Below are 13,898 nucleotides of genomic sequence, written 5' to 3'. Positions count from 1 at the left end.
GTAAATCGTCATTCGTCATTTTTTCAAAATCTCATCTATTATCTCCAAACTATTTCCAATCGAGTTCTCGGCTTTGAATAGTTGTTCTAAACTTGGTAAATCAACTTTCATTTCTTCCAACACTTCTTTTAAATGCTTTTGTTGAGAAATAGCTGATTTACAGGCCTTTTCGACTAATTCGTGGGCGTTTATTTTACCTATTTTTGTGGCCAGTGCAAGCGAGGCATTTTCTGCATAAATCAACCCTTTAGTCAATTCAAGGTTTTGAAGCATTCTTTTTTCATCCACTTCTAAACCCGAAATCAATTCGATGGCTTTTTCAATACTTCCTGCGGTGAGTAGCATTATTTCAGTCAGAACTTCCCATTCAGAATGCCATAGCCCTGCCGAACGTTCATGCTCTTGAGGCATCGAAGCCAGTAACGTAGCTACCAAATGGGGAATTCGGTTGGCATTGGCTAATATAGCAGCACAGGTAACAGGGTTTCGCTTATGTGGCATCGTACTCGAACCGCCCTTGCCCTCGCCTGCACCTTCAAATACTTCACCAACTTCGGTTTGCATCATCAGTGATACATCTTTGGCAATTTTTCCGAGCGATTGATTCAAGATTCCAAAAACTGATGCCGCTTCAACCAAATTATCACGGTTTGCTTGCCAAGAAAAAGATGGTTTCAAATCTAAAATATCGGACAAGCTTTGTTGAACTTCCTTCGATAAATTTGCATTTCCACTACCAACTGCTCCTCCCAGCTGAATGACCAAAACACGTTTTTGTGTACTTCTCATTCGCTCTTTGCTTCTCTCAATGCTTTGCAGCCATCCCGAAGTTTTAAGTCCGAATGTAATTGGGCGGGCTTGTTGAAGAAGCGTCCTACCAATCATCAATGTACTACGGTGTTTTTTTGTAATTTCTACTAATAAATTCGATAATTCAGCCAATTTATCGTTCAACCAATACCAATATTCTTGCATCTGCAAAACCGTTGCGGTATCTACCACATCTTGGCTGGTTGCCCCTAAATGTACGTATTTCGATGCCTCAACATCATTATTTTTAACAATTCGGGTCAATTGCTTCACCAAAGGAATAGCAGCATTTCCACCCAATTTTATCTCTGATTTGAGTTTATCAATATCTATAAAGTCTGCCTGACAGCAACTTTCGATGATTTGGGCAGCTTGGGGCGGAATAATACCATTTTCGGCTTGAGCAACTGCCAAAGCTCCCTCAAAACGCAGCATTTGAGCAATTGTCTGCTTATCAGAAAACAGCCCGTTGATGGCTTTGGAATAAAAATATTCTGAGTATAAAGACATTTTTAATGACGAATTATGAATGACGAATTACGAGTTAAAAATGATAAGTAAGAAATTCCTACTTCGTCATTCGAAAAATTCGTCATTCAAATTATATTTCAAAAAACACAGTTTCGTTATCGCCCTGCATATTGATGTTGAATTCATATACCTTTTCGCCTTGTTTCTCGGCAATTAATGTATTTTTTCTATCGGCAGGAACAGCATTTAACACTTTGTCAATTGCATTAAGTTGAGCCTCGTCAGAAAAATAAATGCGAGTGTAAGAATGAATAAGCTGCCCACGCATAAAAACAATTACTGAAAGATACGGAGCTTGTCCAGCAAGCGATGTTGGCTTAATTGTGCTAAAAATAAAGCGATTCTGAGCATCAGTTCCCGTACCGAAACGCCCGAAAAGTTGATTTTCACCATCATTTTGCCAGATTTCAATCATTGCATCAGGAATCACATCGCCATTTCCATCGAAAACCTTTCCTGTAATGGTGATAGCTTCGCTGTGTTCGATTGGGCTAACCATCTGATTACCAACCAATTGCCTGAAATCATATAAATATTGCTCAGGTGTAAGTCCATAAGCAAAGTATGGGCCTACTGTTTGAGAGGGAGTTTGTTTCATTTTGATTTACGATTTACGACGGGGTCGCCCGTGCGATGACGATTTACGAATTTTATATACTTCGTATTACGTCATTTATTATTATAAATTTTCAAAAGGTGTTGCATTGTGGCCTCTTAATACAAAATCGAAGCGGTAGCCGAGAGCAAAGTTTGGCTCGGTGGCATCTAAATCGAATTTTGAGATTAATAATTCACGGCCTTTTGGTGGAACACCCAAGAAAATCGGGTCATGCTGCAAGAGCGGGTCGCCAGGGAAATACATTTGTGTAACCAAACGATTGGTAATATTTGCCCCAAACAACGAAAAATGTATGTGATTCGGACGCCAAGCGTTGTAGTGATTTCCCCACGGATATGCCCCAGGTTTGATAGTATAAAACTTATAATTCCCATCTTTATCGGTCATGCAACGCCCTGCACCTAAGAAATTCGGGTCGAGTGGGGCATCGTGTTGGTCAACTTTGTGTACGTAACGACCGCATGAGTTAGCTTGCCAAATTTCAATCAAAGTGTTTGGGATTGGCTGTCCATTTTCATTCATTACCTTGCCGTGAACCACGATTCTTTCACCCAAAGGCTCACCATTTTTTATAGAATTTTTAGTAAGGTCATGGTCGAATTCTCCTAAATTGAAATCTCCAAAAACTGGACCTGTGAGTTCAGAAAGCGATTGTTTCAAAATAACTAAAGGTTTGGTTGGAGCTCGCAGAATTGTTGATTTGTATTCAGGAGCTAAGTACGGCGGATGTACTTCACGGTCGAATTGATTATAAATGATATTGCTCATTTGGTTGAGAATTAGAGGTATTGAATAGCCATTTTTACCCTACAAAAGTATTCTAATTATCAAACTTAATCTTGGATTAATCAAAATAAGACTTGTACAATTTAAACATAGTATTTTATAAAATTCAATAATTATAGTATATTTATGAAATAAAATATTGATTAAAAAGAACTTATGATAGAAAATGGCATAAATCAATGAAATAATAATTGTAAAAATTAAACATGAGTAATTCTAAGCAGATTATCAATTTTAAAGGTCTTTATGGCGATAACCATTATCCGCTTTTGCCTGATTTTATTCATCATGAGTCGCTCGAAGTACGAAGCAAAATGTATGATTGGGAAATCAACGAACATCTGCATACCGATTTATGTCAGATTTTTATGATTGAGTCGGGAAGTGGGGTTTTGATTTCGGAGCAAAATGAAGTTGCTATCGAAGGCCCTTGTTTGATTTTGATTCCGACCAATACCCTACATGGTTTTGCTTTTGAGCCAAGCATCGTTGGTGAAGTGTTAACTTTCTCGGAAAATTTTCTGGAAACGCTTTTCAAAAATTCGCCCAAAATTCTACTCGAATTCAATCATTTGAAGTATCTCCAGTTTGATAATGACCCGAGTATTTTTGAACAAATAAAAAATTCTAAAAGTCTGATTTTAAAAGAATTATATGAAGAAAATCTCGAAAAACAAACCGTAGTTCAGTCGTTATTTCAATTATTTTTTATCAGTATCTATCGTTTTAGTTTTTCCCTTAAAAACACCATTTCAGCTTCTGATAACCGTACTTTGATGTATTTTCAGGCGTTTCAAAAACATATCAAGCGTACTATACAAGAAACAAAACCCATCAGCGAATACGCCAAAGAATTGAATATCACAACCGTGCATCTCAACCGAATCTGTAATACTTTGGTTCAGAAATCGGCCTTACAAATTGTGCAGGATTATCTGATTGCCGAAGCGAAAAAGTATTTACTCAATACAAATTATTCGATTTCGGAGGTTTCTTATCTACTTAATTTCAAAGACCCAGCTTATTTTACTCGACTTTTCAAGAAACAAACGGGAGTTTCACCAAGTGAGTTTAAGAAAATATAATAAAAAAGGCGACCGAAGCCGCCATTTTCTAAGTAGAAATTTATGTAAGTGTTTTAGAAATTACGAATGTTGAATGACGAACGGTTCGCCGTTGCGATTACGAATATTCAGAGATTACAAAAATTTTAACATTCAAAGAGCTTTTACTCCATAAAACCTGCTTTTGCCTTTTGACCAGTTTTTACCCAATTTCTCAGTTCATCAAAAGCTTTACCTGTTTGTTCGTTAGTAAAGTTACAATGGCCTTGCCCATTTGTGTATTTTACGCTAAAATATTGTTGTTTCCCCTGTTTTTGAAGCAAATTTTCGTAGCTCACAATGGCCATATCGGCAGGAATCAGTTGGTCGTAAATCGTATGTAAAGCCAACGTTGGTTTATCAATGATACCTGTTCGGTCATATTTATCAAATAACGTATTCTGACTAACCGTTGCCGCCAGCCTTTCGGCTTTTTGATTCACCAAAAGACTATTAGGAAATCTACCATAAACCGTATTGGTATTGTCATAAGGATTTCCACCTGCTTTCTGAGCAATATCACGCAAAACCCCTTCTCCAAAAACTAAAGAAAAAGCTAAATCATCAGGTTTTAAATCAAAATGCTTGGCAAACTCAACGGCGAGTAAGGAGTCTTTAGCATAAATTGCTTTTTTCATCAAAACGGCTTTACGAAAACCCGCCTGCATAGAAATTGGCTCTTTTAGCTTCGACATATCAAAAATATCATGCAGAGAAGTAGCGATACCAGGAAAAAGCCCATTAAAAGTAGCAAATAAATCGAATTCCTTACGAGTTTGCAGATAAATTCGCCCTGCCAGCGGACACATCGGAAAGCCTCCGTTGTAATTTTGTCCGTAGTTTTCGAGCGTAGCCAGCGTTATACCCCCACCCATCGAATGTCCAGTCATGAATGTAGAATCTGGCTGACCATATTTTTTTACAAAGTATTGTCGCAACGCTTCTGTATCATCAACTCCTTGTGCCAAAGCCAAACCTTGAAACGCATAATCAGAAGCCGCCACGGCAAACCCTCTTTCCAAAAAAGGTGTCATTCGCTTTGGAAAATCAGGGTTCTGACTTTGTGCAGGCTTCGACCCCATAAATTCATAGCCGTGTGCATACATCACCAATTTTCCTTTCCAGTTTTCGGGAAAAAGAATCCGATATTTCGCTCCATTGATGCTGCCTGTATCAATTTTGGAGGCATTTTGGGAGAAAACTGCCTGCGTGATAAATAATAGAATTAAGACTTTTTTCATATTTGTAGGTAGTTTGAATCAAGCTCAACAAAAGAGGAAAATTTTATCCCCATATCTCCTCCTCCGAAAAGAAGGAGATTGGGGATAGAGCAATTTTTAAAATAATAGGTTGGTACTTAAAGGCTTTATATTAAAAAATTGTGTTTACTTTTTTACTTCGGTCGAACTGGGAAGTGACCGACGCTCGGTTCGACCCACAATTTTATGCTTCTCCCCAAACTTTTAGGGCTGTATTTACTGTCAAATCAAGTTTACGCCATTGGTCGTCGTGACTCATGTCATTACCGTGATGGGTTGACGAAAATCCACATTGTGGACTCACACAAAGGTTTTCGAGTGGGGCATATTGAGCCGCTTCATCGATGCGTTTACAGAGGTCGTCAATGTTTTCGAGTTCACGTTTTTTCGATGAAATGATTCCCAAAACTACTTTTTTGTTATTTGGCACAAAACGAAGCGGAGCAAAGTCACCCGAACGCTCATCGTCGTATTCGAGCAAATAACGGTCAACATTTATCGAATTGAAAAGAATTTCAGCTACTGGCTCATAACCACCTTCGGCAAACCACGTACTGCGGTAATTTCCACGGCAAAGGTGAATACCCACCGTCAAATCGGCTGGGCGATTATCAATAACCGAGTTGATAAGAGCTGCATATGTGCGAGGTAGTTCGTTCGGGTCTTCGCCTCTTGCTTGAGCAGCTGCACGCATTTTAGGATCGCAGAGATACGCCAAATTGGTATCATCAAGCTGCAAATAACGCAAACCAGCATCGTATAAATGTGCGATTTCTTCACGATAAGCAGCTGCTAAATCGGCAAAGAACTCATCCATATCGGGGTACGAATTAATATCTATTGATTTTCGTCCACCACGGAAGTGAATCATGGTTGGTGAAGGAATCGAAACTTTGGGTGTTTGCGAAACAACCGTTTTTAGGTAATTAAAATCGGCTACTTGAATGTCTTTCACGTGCTTGAGCTTGCCTGTTACACTCAACACTGGTGGTGTAAAACCATCTTCGGCAGCTTTGGCATTTGGGTTAGCTTCGATACCGCCTGTTACGCTTACACCTGCCAATTCTTTCAAGAAATCAAGGTGAAAATAATCACGGCGGAACTCTCCATCGGTGATGGCTTTCATACCTGTTGCTTCTAAATGTTTTACGGTTTCGGCAATTCCTGCATCTTCAATTGCTCTTAGTTCTTCCGCAGAAATTTCTCCTTTTTTCCACTTTAAACGATTTTCTTTTACTGCTGGTGTGCGTAGCAAACTACCCACGTGGTCGGCTCTGAAATTTGACATTTTATGTAATTATTTAAAAAATTTAATGCAAAAACTTTTTTTCATTGCCGTCAGCCAAAGCAGACGGCAATGAAATAGACTTGTTTATCAGTAATAAAATAGGATACTTACCTCTCTTTTTAACTTATTTCTTTTGAATCTATTTTTGCGGTAATCAAGCCCGATAAAAGTGCTGGAATGGCAAAAATGAGGAAGTTTGTAGCGATTCCTAAACCTGCTCCAATCAATAATCCCCCAATCATTGGACCTACAATTCCGCCCAGACGCCCCGCTCCCATTGCCCAGCCCACACCCGTTGTGCGAAATTCGGTTGGATATAATCTTGCCGAAAGTGCATAAAGCCCCACAAAACCGCCTTGAATACCAAAACCCAATAATGCCAAAATAAGCAGGATAACATCCGAACCAACAAAAAGTCCGAATGATGCCATCAAAACGCCAGTCAGCACCAAGATTACTCCCAATGTTTTCTTTAAACCATATTTACTTGAGAAATATCCTTGCGTGATGATTCCGAAAAATGCCCCGATATTAAAGACAGTTCCTGCATAAATGGCCAATTCCATCGAAAGCCCGGCATCTTTTGCGAGTTTTGGAATCCAGCTTGTTAAGAAATACAAAGCAGCAAAAGCCATAAATAAGGCCACCCAAAGTTGAAGCGTTGGTTTTTTGAAGTTGGTTTTCAACAATTGGTCAACTGGTAATTTTGATTTGATTTTTTCAATGATTGGCAAAGATTCTAAAGGCTGAATATTCATTTTGGTCAGAATCTTATTTAGTTTTTCAAGGGCATTTTTGGGTTGAGTGCGTAAATAAAAATCAATTGATTCCGAAAGAAAAAACAAAATCAATGGCACAGAAAACATGGAAGCAATGCCCGCAATACGAAACATTTGTTGCCAACCATCAGTCGGGATAACTTTTGCAGCTACCAAACCCGCTACTACAGCCCCAATCGGATAACCCGAAATAACAAAACTTACCCAAAAATCACGAGTTTTGTTGGGCGTATATTCGGAAGCAAGCGAAGCCGTACTGGCCAACATGCTACCAATGCCAAGTCCGCTTATGAAACGATAAATCAATAAATCAGTAATTGAAGTAGCATAGGATGTCAGATAAATACAAACCCCCATGATAATACCGCTGATAAGAATAATGGCTTTTCGGCCAATTTTATCGGCAAAAGGAGCTAAAAAAAGCGTTCCAATGGTCATTCCGAATAAACCAGCACTAAAAACTGTACCTAAAGCCTGCGGAGAAATATCCCAAGCTTTAGCAATGGCGGGAGCGGTATATGAAATTACCAGTACATCCATGCCATCGAGCATATTCATCAGAAAACAAATGAAAATGGTAGAGTATTGCAGGCCTGTCATCGGATTTTTGTCGATGAGAGCTTTAGGGTTGAAAATCATTATTTATTAGGTATATAAGGTTGAATATATGGAAGTTAGAAAGTAATTACTTAGTTTACTTTCCAAACTTGAATCGCTACATTGTCTGGGTTTCTGATGCCTTTGCAAATAAAAATGGCGTTATTCATCCATTCGTATTTGCCTTGTGGAGCTTCAAATTTTGGTATTGCACGAAAATAATATTCTGATGGAGAAACTGCTTCTCCTCGTCCGATTCGAGCCGCAACTTCGGGGGTGGCTACACGCAAGCCTGTATTTTTAATGTAAATGATTACACCGTCATCGGTTTTGATTTGATAATGAGCTTCCAGTTCGGCTACGCCATCTTTTCTTACAATTTGCCAGTCGGCACCACCATCCAAAATCTCGCCTTTCATTTTTGGGCCTTCAAAACTTCCGCCGATAATTGGAATGATTCGACGCATTCCGTGAGGAGTATCGCCTACCACATAAGGTGGTTTTAGCTTCACTTTTAGTTCACAGACAAACTCTAAACTTGGAGCTTCGGGGGTGCTTTGAGCGAATGAATTCATATTTAATAGGCAGAAAACGATACAAATAATGGAACGCAGATGACGCAGATTCCTTTGGAAACGCAGATTTGCACAGATTTTATTTTCTTTGTAGTTAAGTAAGTGTTTCATGTCTTAGTTCTTTTGGTTGAGGGTTTGTATATCAAAGCCAGCTATTATTTTATAATTATCCATTACTTCGGCAAGTTTCTCGTGCGGAATTTCATCTTCCGAAAAACCTTTCGGAAACCAATCTTCCATCATATCCATGATTTCGTCTGGCCCTTTTGCTCTATTTTGAAGCACAACTTTCGCCGCCGCTGGTACTCTTTCTCTGTCGTATTCAATAAGAGCATTTTCAGGATTCTCGTTCTTTATCAAGCATTTGGTTAGGCAATCGGCATCAAGAATGGCCTGCGAAGCTCCATTTGAACCAATCGGATACATCGGATGAGCGGCATCGCCGAGAAGCGTCACACGCCCGAAAGTCCATTTATCTAATGGGTTTCGGTCAGACATTGGAAATTCATAAACGGCTTTTGCGTTATCAATCATTGTAGGTACATCGAGCCAATCGAATTTCCAATCTTTATATAAATCAACTAATCGAGCTTTATCTGCTTCTCGATTCCAGTCACGAGCTGTTAGTTTCGATTTTCCTTCTTTAATATTTCCCACCCAATTGATTAAGCAATTACCATCAGCATCAGGTTTTCCAATCGGATAAACCACCATTTTCTGGCGTAAACTACCAATCATTGCCATTGATGTACCATCTAAGAATGGCTTCATGGTGGTTGTGCCACGATAAAGTATATTTTCGGAATAAACTGGTGGGCCTTCGTTCGGATAAAGCTGCTGGCGAACCACTGAATTAATGCCATCTGCCCCTATCAAAATATCGGCACGTTCTACTCTTATTTTTTCGTTGGTATCTTTATCTATAAAATGAGCTATTACTTCGCTATCAGTTTGCTCAAAATGACTCAAATGATGATTTTTCAGAATAGCATCTTGCCCAATCGTTTCTACTACTTCATCAAAAAGCAACATTTGTAAAACCCCACGATGTACTGAAAACTGAGGCCATTTATAACCAGCAAAACGTCCACGTGGTTCTGTCCAGAATTGTTGACCAAATTTGTTAAAATAGACTAAATCACTCGTTTCGATGGCATTTTGGGCGATTTTTTCTTGTAAACCCAGATTTGTTAATACTCGAACACTATGCGGAAGTGTATTGATACCTACGCCCAAAGGCTTTATTTCTTTGACTGATTCAAAAACTTTAACCTCGAATCCTGCTTGATGAAGGCTCAATGCGGTGGTCAAACCGCCAATTCCGCCACCGATAATAATAATCTTCATTAAATATAATTATAATTTTCCAACAAAATTCTGCATTATACCATGATTATACTATGCAAAATAAGAGAATAAATATGCAAAAACAATCAGAAAAATAAGAGTTTAATTGTGTATTCTATACTTTTACTTTAATCCGAGCATTCTGATGGCATTTTCTTTCAAAATCAAAGGCTTTACTTCTTCTTTGAAACCTGCATCTTCAAAATCTTTCATCCATCTTTCGGGGGTGATTAATGGAAAATCAGTACCGAAAAGAACTCTGTTTTTGAGCATGGTATTGGCATATTGAATGAGTTGTTTCGGGAAATATTTGGGTGACCAGCCACTCAAATCAATGTAAACATTGGGCTTGTGCATCGCTACGCTCAAAGCTTCATCTTGCCACGGCCAACTTGGGTGAGCAATAATTATCGGGCAATCAGGGAAATCAATCGCCACATCATCGAGGTGCATCGGATTTGAATATTCTAATCGCAAACCGCCTCCGCCACGCACACCCGAACCAAAACCCGAATGCCCCGAATGAAATAACATCGGTAATTTGTATTCGGCAATTACTTCGTAAAGATGATAGGCCATTTTATCATAAGGATAAAAACCTTGCACTGTTGGATGAAATTTAAAGCCTTTTACACCATAATTTTCTATCAAATCACGGGCTTCTCTTGCTCCCATTCGACCTTTGTGCGGGTCGATGCTGGCAAAGGCAATCATGACATCATCGTTTTTGAGAGCGGCCTCAGCTACTTCAATATTCGGGATTCGACGTTTGCCAACGTTATGCTCCGAATCAACGGTAAACATGACAAAAGCTAAATTATTATCACGATAAAAATCAGCGGTTTCTTGAATAGTCGGGCGTTTATCCGACTTGAAATATTTGGCAAAAGCTTCATCCAGTTCTGGACGATAATCATCATGCGGTTGGCAACACGACACTTCGGCGTGCGTGTGTACGTCTATGGCAATTACTTTATTTATGTCTATCATATTTTTTAAATGACGAATTTCTCGAATGACGAGTTACGAATTTTTAGAATCACAATTTATACGTAATTCTCTCATTTCACCTTATTTATTTTTTCTTGCTGTTTTAATTGACGATACTGTAATTGAAAGCAGTTCATTTGCTTTTTTATAAATTGGCACAATTTCTTGTCTAATTTCTGGTAATAAAGCAACTATGAATCCTAACCAAAACATTGTTTCGTCTAATTCTTCTTCAACAATTTTTAATTTATTGATAAAATCGGGTCCAGATTTTCCTCTACAAGCAGCCCGATAATTTGCAGCAGTAGATGGGACGATTTGATTTCTTACAGCTTTAAATTCAGGCTCATTTGGCAGCTTTCTTGTAAGTAAAACTACCTAAATCGCCCATAATTTATATCTATTCTTTAATTCTTCAATATTCATTAAATATTCGAATAATTCGTCATCGCAGCGGCGAACCGTTCTGAAAATTCGTCACTCTGACTACTTCGCTCCCATTCTTATTGCTCCGTCAAGGCGGATTACTTCGCCATTGAGCATTGTGTTTTCAATGATTTGTTTTACTAAAGCAGCAAATTCTGAAGGTCGGCCCAGACGTGGTGGGAAGGGAACTTGCTTGCCCAAAGAATCTTGGGCATCTTGTGGTAAAGATGCTAATAAGGGCGTTTCAAAAATACCTGGAGCGATAGCCATTACTCTGATACCCATTCGAGCAAATTCACGAGCAATTGGAAGTGTCATGGCCACAATTCCACCTTTCGATGCAGAATAGGCCGCTTGCCCGATTTGACCATCAAAGGCAGCGACTGAGGCGGTGTTTATAATAATTCCTCTTTCGCCTTCGGTATTGGGTTCGTTGTTTTGCATTTTATCGGCCACTAATCTAAGGGTATTGAAAGTTCCGATAAGGTTTATATTGATTACTTTTTGAAAGAAATCAAGTGGATGTGGTCCATCTTTACCAACAACTCTTTTGGCGGGGCCAACTCCTGCACAATTAATGATTCCTGCAATGTCACCATAAGCTTCAACCGACTGATTTACAGCACTTTGCACTTGTTCTTCGTTGGTCACATCGGTTTTGATAAACGTAGATTTTTTGCCCAAATCTGCTTGTGCTTTTGCTCCCGATTCTTCGTTTACATCAAGCAAAACAGCATTTCCGCCATTTTCTACTATCATTTTGGCAGTTGCAAAGCCTAACCCCGAGGCTCCGCCTGTAACTAAGAATGTGTTATTTTCTATTTTCATAATTATATTTTATGGCATAATCTTCTAATTGAAAACGGTCATTAAGTTTTGAAACTTATTCTATGACAGATTACAAATCTGTTCTATTTAGTACATTTCAGTTACCAAATCAGCTCTATGCTTCAAAACTGCCCGTTGGTTTAGTGAGCCTTTATCAGTTATTTCGCCTAAATCAATTGAAGGAGCCTCAAGGGCAATTACATATTTTTTTATCACCGTCGAACTCCCAGTTGCGGTTTTATTAAACTCTACTAACCAATTATTGATAAATCGTTCTACTTCTGCATGTAAAAATGCGTCTTTATTTGATATTTCGGAATTCAAATTAGCTAATTTTCGACAAGCATCGGCATTTAAGAATAAAATTGCCCCAATGTATTCTTTATCAAGCCCCGCCAAAACTACATCCTGAATAATGGGCGAACCCGTAGAAATAACTTTAGCTTTCAGCACTCCCACATTTACCCAAGTTCCTGTCGAAAGTTTGAAGTCTTCGGCAATTCGGCCATCAAAAATCAAACCTTTGTCGGGATTCATTTCATCTAAAAACTTTACGGCATCGCCTGTTTTATAATAACCCTCTTCATCAAAAGCTGCTGCCGTAGCTTCAGGGTTTCGCCAGTAACCTTTGGTTACATTTGGTGCTTTGTAACGAGCTTCCACTTTATCGCCGTCGGGTACGAGTTTTACATCCATTCCCGCCACTGGCACACCCAAAAGTCCAGAAAATGCTCCACCCCAATTAGCAAACATCGCCGAAGGACCAGATTCTGTACAACCCAAACCCGTAATAATCGGAATTTTCACGCTAATAGTTTCTACGGCTAATTCTTCCAAACGATTCCATACGGGTTGAGCCAAACTGGCTCCCGCATAAAACAAAATATTGAGATTTCGGAAGAAGTTTTCTCGCAAAGCTGGCTCATTTTCAAGATACGGAATCAGCATTTCAAAACCTTTTGGCACATTAAAATAGGCTGTTGGAGAAATTTCTCTGAGATTTTGTACGGTTTCTTCAATGCCTTTGGGCGTTGGTTTTCCATCATCAATCAAAATTGTTCCACCATTGTAAAGAGCTAAACCAAAATTATGATTACTCCCAAACGTATGATTCCACGGAAGCCAGTCAATGAAAATTGGCGGTTGCTGCTGCATAAACGGAAAAACCTGTGTAATCTGCTGTAAATTAGCACACCACATTCCTTGGTGGTTCATTACACCTTTGGGCAAGCCAGTCGAGCCAGAGGTAAACAATACTTTGGCAATTGTATCGGAATTTACTTTTGCTGCGGCAATTTCGACATCAATTGTAGGTTTTGTAAGTAGCATTTCCTCGAAATGAATACCATTTTCTCCATCAACAGTAATAATAATAGCTTCTGGGAAGAGTGTTTTAGCAAGTTCGAGAGCTTTTTGATAGACTTTTCCACTTTGGGCAAAAATGACTTTCGGAGTCATGAGTTCGAGGCAATGTTTGAGCTTGCCAAAATCATCCGAAACCAAAGAGTATGGCGGAGAAATCGGCGTGTAAGTAATACCAATATGCACCGAAGCCAGTACCAAAAGTGCATGTTCGAGGCTATTTTCTGAGAGAATTACAACGGTTTCATCAGGCGAAAATTCAAGATTTATCAAATATTGGGCAACACTTTTTGTCTTTTCGAGGGTTTCAGCATAAGATAATTTCTCCCAATTTCTCGTGATTGGGTTTCTTCTTCCAATAAAGGTATGGTCAGGCTTTGTTGCGGCCCAATACATCAACTTATCGGTAATTTTTGTAGGAAAAGCCTCCAATTTCTGCTCATTTCCAAAATGAACCATGCCATTTTCAAGCTGTTTTTTATGCGTTTTGGTAGGGCCGAATAAGGTATTTTTATAAAGCCCAGCCCCCGAACCCCCGATGGGGGCTTTGATTTTATTTCTATCTTGAATATCATTCATAGAATCAATATCTCTCTTT

The 13,898-nt window shown here is 39.0% G+C and carries 12 protein-coding genes and 1 pseudogene; 1 reads left to right on the top strand and 12 read right to left on the bottom strand.

Annotated elements, in window-relative coordinates:
• Positions 1–15: 15 nt before the first annotated feature.
• The 3 genes from pcaB to pcaH form a co-directional block, all read right to left on the bottom strand.
• On the bottom strand, positions 16–1,320 hold the full coding sequence (gene pcaB / locus ABR854_RS18625) for a 3-carboxy-cis,cis-muconate cycloisomerase (protein WP_350267355.1): 1,305 nt from the start codon (positions 1,318–1,320) through the stop codon (positions 16–18).
• A gap of 91 nt (positions 1,321–1,411) precedes the next feature.
• Positions 1,412–1,939: a protocatechuate 3,4-dioxygenase subunit alpha gene (gene pcaG, locus ABR854_RS18620; RefSeq protein ID WP_350267354.1), complete on the bottom strand. Its 528-nt coding sequence runs from the start codon at positions 1,937–1,939 to the stop codon at positions 1,412–1,414.
• Positions 1,940–2,020: 81 nt separating this feature from the next.
• Entirely contained in the window at positions 2,021–2,728 is a 708-nt protein-coding gene (gene pcaH, locus ABR854_RS18615) for a protocatechuate 3,4-dioxygenase subunit beta (protein ID WP_350267353.1), read from the bottom strand.
• A gap of 224 nt (positions 2,729–2,952) precedes the next feature.
• On the opposite strand from pcaH, the gene ABR854_RS18610 reads away from it, so the two are divergent.
• Entirely contained in the window at positions 2,953–3,831 is an 879-nt protein-coding gene (locus ABR854_RS18610) for a helix-turn-helix domain-containing protein (protein WP_350267352.1), read from the top strand.
• Between the two features lie 143 nt (positions 3,832–3,974).
• On the opposite strand, the gene ABR854_RS18605 is transcribed toward ABR854_RS18610, so the two are convergent.
• The 9 genes and pseudogenes from ABR854_RS18605 to ABR854_RS18565 form a co-directional block, all read right to left on the bottom strand.
• The gene (locus ABR854_RS18605; protein ID WP_350267351.1) at positions 3,975–5,090 is read right to left on the bottom strand and encodes an alpha/beta hydrolase; all 1,116 of its coding nucleotides are present in this window, start codon (positions 5,088–5,090) and stop codon (positions 3,975–3,977) included.
• Positions 5,091–5,292: 202 nt separating this feature from the next.
• Positions 5,293–6,396: a 5-methyltetrahydropteroyltriglutamate--homocysteine S-methyltransferase gene (locus ABR854_RS18600; protein WP_350267350.1), complete on the bottom strand. Its 1,104-nt coding sequence runs from the start codon at positions 6,394–6,396 to the stop codon at positions 5,293–5,295.
• A 119-nt stretch (positions 6,397–6,515) separates the two neighbouring features.
• Positions 6,516–7,814 carry an MFS transporter gene (locus tag ABR854_RS18595; RefSeq protein ID WP_350267349.1) on the bottom strand — a complete coding sequence of 433 codons (1,299 nt, stop codon included), beginning with the start codon at positions 7,812–7,814 and terminating at the stop codon, positions 6,516–6,518.
• Positions 7,815–7,864: 50 nt separating this feature from the next.
• Positions 7,865–8,458: a DUF3237 domain-containing protein gene (locus ABR854_RS18590; RefSeq protein WP_350267348.1), complete on the bottom strand. Its 594-nt coding sequence runs from the start codon at positions 8,456–8,458 to the stop codon at positions 7,865–7,867.
• A 3-nt stretch (positions 8,459–8,461) separates the two neighbouring features.
• On the bottom strand, positions 8,462–9,694 hold the full coding sequence (locus ABR854_RS18585; RefSeq protein WP_350267347.1) for a flavin-dependent oxidoreductase: 1,233 nt from the start codon (positions 9,692–9,694) through the stop codon (positions 8,462–8,464).
• Positions 9,695–9,817: 123 nt separating this feature from the next.
• Complete coding sequence (locus tag ABR854_RS18580) at positions 9,818–10,684, bottom strand: amidohydrolase family protein (RefSeq protein ID WP_350267346.1); 867 nt, start codon at positions 10,682–10,684, stop codon at positions 9,818–9,820.
• 81 nt (positions 10,685–10,765) lie between these two features.
• A pseudogene (locus tag ABR854_RS18575) lies at positions 10,766–11,047 on the bottom strand (four helix bundle protein); the annotation flags it as partial.
• 123 nt (positions 11,048–11,170) lie between these two features.
• Positions 11,171–11,938: a 3-hydroxyacyl-CoA dehydrogenase gene (locus ABR854_RS18570; protein ID WP_350267345.1), complete on the bottom strand. Its 768-nt coding sequence runs from the start codon at positions 11,936–11,938 to the stop codon at positions 11,171–11,173.
• An 87-nt stretch (positions 11,939–12,025) separates the two neighbouring features.
• On the bottom strand, positions 12,026–13,879 hold the full coding sequence (locus ABR854_RS18565; RefSeq protein ID WP_350267344.1) for a feruloyl-CoA synthase: 1,854 nt from the start codon (positions 13,877–13,879) through the stop codon (positions 12,026–12,028).
• Positions 13,880–13,898: the final 19 nt, after the last annotated feature.

The organism is Emticicia sp. W12TSBA100-4 (genome assembly GCF_040253585.1).
Lineage (GTDB): Bacteria > Bacteroidota > Bacteroidia > Cytophagales > Spirosomataceae > Emticicia.
The sequence above is the reverse complement of the archived record's forward strand: the minus strand, read 5'-3'. Positions and strand labels throughout refer to the sequence as shown.

What these genes read in the sequence shown, in the direction of transcription:
- ABR854_RS18595 (WP_350267349.1), bottom strand. Translation starts at nt 7,814, where the DNA reads ATGATTTTCAACCCTAAAGCTCTCATCGACAAAAATCCGATGACAGGC.
- pcaH (WP_350267353.1), bottom strand. Translation starts at nt 2,728, where the DNA reads ATGAGCAATATCATTTATAATCAATTCGACCGTGAAGTACATCCGCCG.
- ABR854_RS18605 (WP_350267351.1), bottom strand. Translation starts at nt 5,090, where the DNA reads ATGAAAAAAGTCTTAATTCTATTATTTATCACGCAGGCAGTTTTCTCC.
- ABR854_RS18590 (WP_350267348.1), bottom strand. Translation starts at nt 8,458, where the DNA reads ATGAAACACTTACTTAACTACAAAGAAAATAAAATCTGTGCAAATCTG.
- ABR854_RS18565 (WP_350267344.1), bottom strand. Translation starts at nt 13,879, where the DNA reads ATGAATGATATTCAAGATAGAAATAAAATCAAAGCCCCCATCGGGGGT.
- ABR854_RS18610 (WP_350267352.1), top strand. Translation starts at nt 2,953, where the DNA reads ATGAGTAATTCTAAGCAGATTATCAATTTTAAAGGTCTTTATGGCGAT.
- ABR854_RS18570 (WP_350267345.1), bottom strand. Translation starts at nt 11,938, where the DNA reads ATGAAAATAGAAAATAACACATTCTTAGTTACAGGCGGAGCCTCGGGG.
- ABR854_RS18580 (WP_350267346.1), bottom strand. Translation starts at nt 10,684, where the DNA reads ATGATAGACATAAATAAAGTAATTGCCATAGACGTACACACGCACGCC.
- pcaB (WP_350267355.1), bottom strand. Translation starts at nt 1,320, where the DNA reads ATGTCTTTATACTCAGAATATTTTTATTCCAAAGCCATCAACGGGCTG.
- ABR854_RS18600 (WP_350267350.1), bottom strand. Translation starts at nt 6,396, where the DNA reads ATGTCAAATTTCAGAGCCGACCACGTGGGTAGTTTGCTACGCACACCA.
- pcaG (WP_350267354.1), bottom strand. Translation starts at nt 1,939, where the DNA reads ATGAAACAAACTCCCTCTCAAACAGTAGGCCCATACTTTGCTTATGGA.
- ABR854_RS18585 (WP_350267347.1), bottom strand. Translation starts at nt 9,694, where the DNA reads ATGAAGATTATTATTATCGGTGGCGGAATTGGCGGTTTGACCACCGCA.